The sequence below is a fragment of the Bacillus sp. CGMCC 1.16541 genome (genome assembly GCF_003184905.1).
Classification (GTDB): Bacteria; Bacillota; Bacilli; order Bacillales; family Bacillaceae_H; genus Priestia.
The window spans coordinates 1-4,086 of the sequence record NZ_QFRU01000055.1; the positions used below are offsets into that span (position 1 = coordinate 1).

At 32.6% G+C, this 4,086-nt stretch carries 7 protein-coding genes; 4 read left to right on the plus strand and 3 right to left on the minus strand.

Annotated elements, in window-relative coordinates:
• Positions 1–103: 103 nt before the first annotated feature.
• The 4 genes from DIS06_RS19850 (at position 104) to DIS06_RS19865 (ending at position 2,019) form a co-directional block, all read left to right on the plus strand.
• Positions 104–328, plus strand: a complete 225-nt coding sequence (locus DIS06_RS19850; protein WP_110114971.1) for a hypothetical protein — start codon at positions 104–106, stop codon at positions 326–328.
• Positions 329–477: 149 nt separating this feature from the next.
• A complete protein-coding gene (locus tag DIS06_RS19855; RefSeq protein WP_110114972.1) occupies positions 478–960 on the plus strand; it encodes a putative periplasmic lipoprotein in 483 nt (160 codons plus the stop codon).
• 103 nt (positions 961–1,063) lie between these two features.
• Positions 1,064–1,258, plus strand: a complete 195-nt coding sequence (locus tag DIS06_RS19860; protein WP_110114973.1) for an alpha/beta-type small acid-soluble spore protein — start codon at positions 1,064–1,066, stop codon at positions 1,256–1,258.
• Between the two features lie 194 nt (positions 1,259–1,452).
• The gene (locus DIS06_RS19865) at positions 1,453–2,019 is read left to right on the plus strand and encodes a peptidoglycan-binding domain-containing protein (RefSeq protein WP_204166842.1); all 567 of its coding nucleotides are present in this window, start codon (positions 1,453–1,455) and stop codon (positions 2,017–2,019) included.
• A gap of 56 nt (positions 2,020–2,075) precedes the next feature.
• Here DIS06_RS19865 and DIS06_RS19870 read toward each other — a convergent pair whose 3' ends face one another.
• The 3 genes from DIS06_RS19870 to DIS06_RS19880 form a co-directional block, all read right to left on the minus strand.
• Positions 2,076–2,972, minus strand: coding sequence for a zf-HC2 domain-containing protein (locus tag DIS06_RS19870; protein WP_162596046.1), 897 nt, complete (start codon positions 2,970–2,972; stop codon positions 2,076–2,078).
• On the minus strand, positions 2,953–3,492 hold the full coding sequence (locus DIS06_RS19875; protein ID WP_162596047.1) for an RNA polymerase sigma factor: 540 nt from the start codon (positions 3,490–3,492) through the stop codon (positions 2,953–2,955). The genes DIS06_RS19870 and DIS06_RS19875 overlap by 20 nt, the downstream gene beginning before the upstream one ends.
• A 132-nt stretch (positions 3,493–3,624) precedes the next feature.
• On the minus strand, positions 3,625–4,005 hold the full coding sequence (locus DIS06_RS19880; protein ID WP_110114976.1) for a hypothetical protein: 381 nt from the start codon (positions 4,003–4,005) through the stop codon (positions 3,625–3,627).
• Between the last annotated feature and the right edge of the window lie 81 nt (positions 4,006–4,086).

Genomic DNA, 4,086 nt, shown 5'->3' on the forward strand with positions numbered 1-4,086 from the left:
AGGATAAAACGGTTTAAGCATAGGAAGTTGGAAATGTTAATCATTTATATATAGTTCTTTAGCTGTTTCAGAAGGAAGTGTAGCAAGTGCAGGTGCTCCACCGATGGTAAATGCTAGTATTAGTACTTTCAGTGCTGGAGGAGATACAGGAGTAACAGGCAGTGGATCAGTAGTTGCAGAAAGAGCAGATGAAACTAGTAAAATATACTATCGTTTTCAGCTTTATCGCAATGGAACGCTTAAAAAACAATCTTCAGGTGAAGCTGTAAATCAAAGTCGTTCCGCCTCACTAACTGATTATGAATACCTTACTGGTGGAGCGAACTAGGAAATGAAATCGTTTGGCACAACTTACTTCACAGCAGGCGGAAATTCATCTGCTTCTGATAGTGCTGTCAAATTTGTAAGAGCATATAACTAATATTTTTTAAAAGACAAGAATGGCATTTCTATTCTTGTCTTTTTTAGGAGGAAGTTATGAGAAAAATATTATATCTAATCATAGTTACTTTTATGCTAGTTGGATGTAATTCAGATTCAACTCATAAAATTGAAGCAACAGATACTAAGAGTCAAGAACTTGAAGCTCCTGAACTAGACTATAATGCAACGAGAGATACAATTAAAGAGCTATATTATAAAGAGTTAAATCAAAAGTTAAAGCTAGAAATTACAAACTCAGCTATCTATGATATAAATGATCTGAATTTATCAGACGATGTATGGAATAAGATAATGGATGATGGTGAGGAAGGCGATGTTTTACCATTAGCCTTTGTTAGTAAAGAAGATAATGAATCTTTTATTGCTCAAAAGAAACATAATGGTGACTTTTCTATTTACTATATAACAAAACTGAATGATACTTGGGATCTTTCGCATGTTGAATTTCTTAAGAATGGAGCGGTTATAACAGAAAATCAAATTGTAGAACTTACCCTAACAAAAATGAGGAATTAGATTTTAAGTAGAAAGATAATTTCACTAATTTTTATGATTAGTATTGCTTCACGCATACATCTCCTCTTTATGTAAATACTAATGCAATAAGGAGGTGTTTAACATGTCAAAGAATAACAATAAATTAGCTTCACCAGCAGCACAAAGTGCTATCGAACAAATGAAGTTGGAAATTGCAAGTGAATTTGGCGTAACACTAGGTCCTGAAACTAGCGCTCGTGCAAATGGTAGTGTTGGTGGAGAAATTACAAAACGTCTTGTACAATTAGCAGAACAACAAATGGGTGGTAAATATTAAGTAGTGATGGTAACTCTAAGAGTTGCCATTTTTTGTGGAAATATCATCATTACTCTTTTCGTGGTAATATTTTAGTGATTTTAAAAACATCACCTAGTTCTTTTTACATATTATTACAAATTCGCAAAAATATTGAAGGTTTTTTTGTTTTCATGACGAATTCTAGTATTTGAAAAAATGTTAGGAGGAAAGAAATGAAAACTAAAATCTTATCAGTATGTGCGTCTTTCTCAATGTTATTAGGAGGTTTGGGAGCTACCTCTACTTTTGCTGAAGGTGTAGAAGATGTGCCGTCACAGTCGTATGTTGATGAATTATATCCAAAGACTGCTGATAACCAGGTTCAAAGTGCAGGAAAAGAGTATGCTAGAGCATTTACTTGCGATGCAGGTACAGATTGGACTGAAGAGCCATGGACTGAATCAGGAGGATACAATTGGATTGTAGATAAAGGTAATAAAGGCTATGTTCAAGAAGCCGAACGTGGCGGAACTACTCTTGGTGTAGTTTTAGATGATGTAATCATTGATTTCAGTTATTCCTACCTTGTTAAATTGAGCTATGATGGAAATAATAAAAGCCATGTTAGAGGGATACAGTCAACATTAAAATGTTTAGGATATAACCCAGGAACTATAGATGGTATTTATGGTAAAACAACAGAAGCAGCTGTAAAAGCTTTTCAAAAGAAGAGAGGCTTAACTGAAGACGGTGTAGTAGGTAAGCAAACTTACCATTATCTTTCTTTTGCTGCTTACTAATATAATTGATGAGAATAAGGATATGTATAATGCATATCCTTATTCTTCTTCTTCATTTACTGAGGTTCAAAAAGACTTAGTATTTTTTGATAGTTTTCTTTCTCATCTACTGTCATTTTTTCTGGCACTCGTGCATCAATTACTTTTGCTCCTATTGGTCCTTTTAAGCTGAATTTATTATCTTCAACCGCTCCAAACGACAACTCCTTAATTTTTGTTTCTTCTATTTTTGTTCCTCCTACGACACTTATTTCTCTTAGCAATAATTTTGTGTTTTTATCAAACCAGAGTTCAATTGATTCCTGTTGTCCTTCTTGACTAATTAAATATTTTTCTACCTTACGATCAAAGAAACGATCTTCTCCTAAGCTCTTAATGTTTTCTGAATCCATCTCTTCAAAAATTGATTTTTCTACTGAGGATTCGAAGTTTGTTGGCTTTTCTAACAGAAACACATCTAATGACTTATAGTAAGATGCCGATGCTTCTTTGGTATGAACAGTATAATTACCATTGTTATATTCAGTTCGTTCCCCTTTATTGGTAATGTAAGTTGTAATTGATTGCCCTTCTGAATTTTCTTCTATTACCTTTACATTTAATGTTTCTTGTTTACTGTCTAAGGTTTGGAAGTTATTTGCTACTTTTATATTTAGTGCTTCTTGAATAGTTGCTTTTACAGGCTCAATATTCCATGCACCAATACTTATTGTGATTAGCGCTACACAAGCAATAGCTAAATTCTTAAACGTTTTTGGAGCACGCGTTTTCCGTTCAATCATATTAGAAGTAAGAATTTGTTGTAATCCTTGATCAATAATTAATGATTGTTCAAAGAACTCGCAGCAGGAATGGCATTTTTTTAAATGCTCAAATAGTGAATTTTGTTGGCTTTTTGATAAATCATTATCTATATAGTCTACAATCAGTTCTTCACATTTCTCGCAATTCATTGTCATAAACCTCCTGTTTACTTACTAATTGTTGAGCTAATTTTTTCCGACCTCGAAACACTTTGGTTTTTATCACTGCAACCGTACAATTTAGCTGCTTAGCTATTTCCTTATAGGACAATCCATTATATTTTAAATGTAATATTTTTTGTGTGGTTTCATCTAAAGAAGAGAAAGCTGATTGTATTTGTATAACGGTTTCTTTAGATATAATTTTGTCTTCTGGATTAGTAGTAATTGAATGAGATCGATGACGATGGAACTCTATAAAACCATCGTTATTTCTATCATTTCTTTGAACCTTTCTTAATTCATCATAAGCAGTGTGTCGGGATATAATGGATATCCAAGACTCAATGTTATCAGGTCTACTCCCTTTAACTAGTGATTTATATATTTTAATTTTTGCTTCCTGCACTATATCTTCAACGATTGAAGTATCACGGATTGTCCGTTTTACTACTCTTTCAATTAGATGCACATTTTCTTGTAGTATTTGTGTAGCCTCTGCTTCATCCACTTTAATACCTCCTTTAAAATTTATCTCTACCTTTACGACGCTAAGAAATGAGAAAGGTTACACTCAATTAAAAAAAAGGGAGATTTTTTTATTTATAGGATTTTATGTTACTTGTATTATTAACATAAACTCTTAAGGATTTGATTTATCTAACATCTGTATGGCCTCTTCTTTAATAACATCTATGTAATCAGTTCCATGCCGAGCTACCAAATCATCTGTAACTGAAACAGATATTTTAGCTATGTATGCCTCTTCTATCTCCTTCTTATCATATCTCACTAAGTTTCCAATCTTTAATTTGTTTACACCGAGCGAGTTTAGCATTCTATATAATTCAACTTTGTACTTAATATTGTTGATCTCCATCAAATCTTTTTGACTATATAACCCTCCAGGGAAAGTATCTAGTTGCTTAACAGTAGCTGCATTATCAACAGATTCATTTTGTATAAAGCTGTTTAGAACGTTCTGTATATGTTCCTCAAATGATAATACATCCCCTTTTTGCATGTTATTATAATCTTCTAGTTTAGATTTATATATAAATGATTTTCTTTTTCGACATTTGACCTAGTGAATCCCTAAGCGTTG

Coding starts and splice junctions, on each gene's coding strand:
- DIS06_RS19850 (WP_110114971.1), top strand. CDS start 104: ATGGTAAATGCTAGTATTAGTACTTTCAGTGCTGGAGGAGATACAGGA.
- DIS06_RS19855 (WP_110114972.1), top strand. CDS start 478: ATGAGAAAAATATTATATCTAATCATAGTTACTTTTATGCTAGTTGGA.
- DIS06_RS19860 (WP_110114973.1), top strand. CDS start 1,064: ATGTCAAAGAATAACAATAAATTAGCTTCACCAGCAGCACAAAGTGCT.
- DIS06_RS19865 (WP_204166842.1), top strand. CDS start 1,453: ATGAAAACTAAAATCTTATCAGTATGTGCGTCTTTCTCAATGTTATTA.
- DIS06_RS19870 (WP_162596046.1), bottom strand. CDS start 2,972: ATGAATTGCGAGAAATGTGAAGAACTGATTGTAGACTATATAGATAAT.
- DIS06_RS19880 (WP_110114976.1), bottom strand. CDS start 4,005: ATGCAAAAAGGGGATGTATTATCATTTGAGGAACATATACAGAACGTT.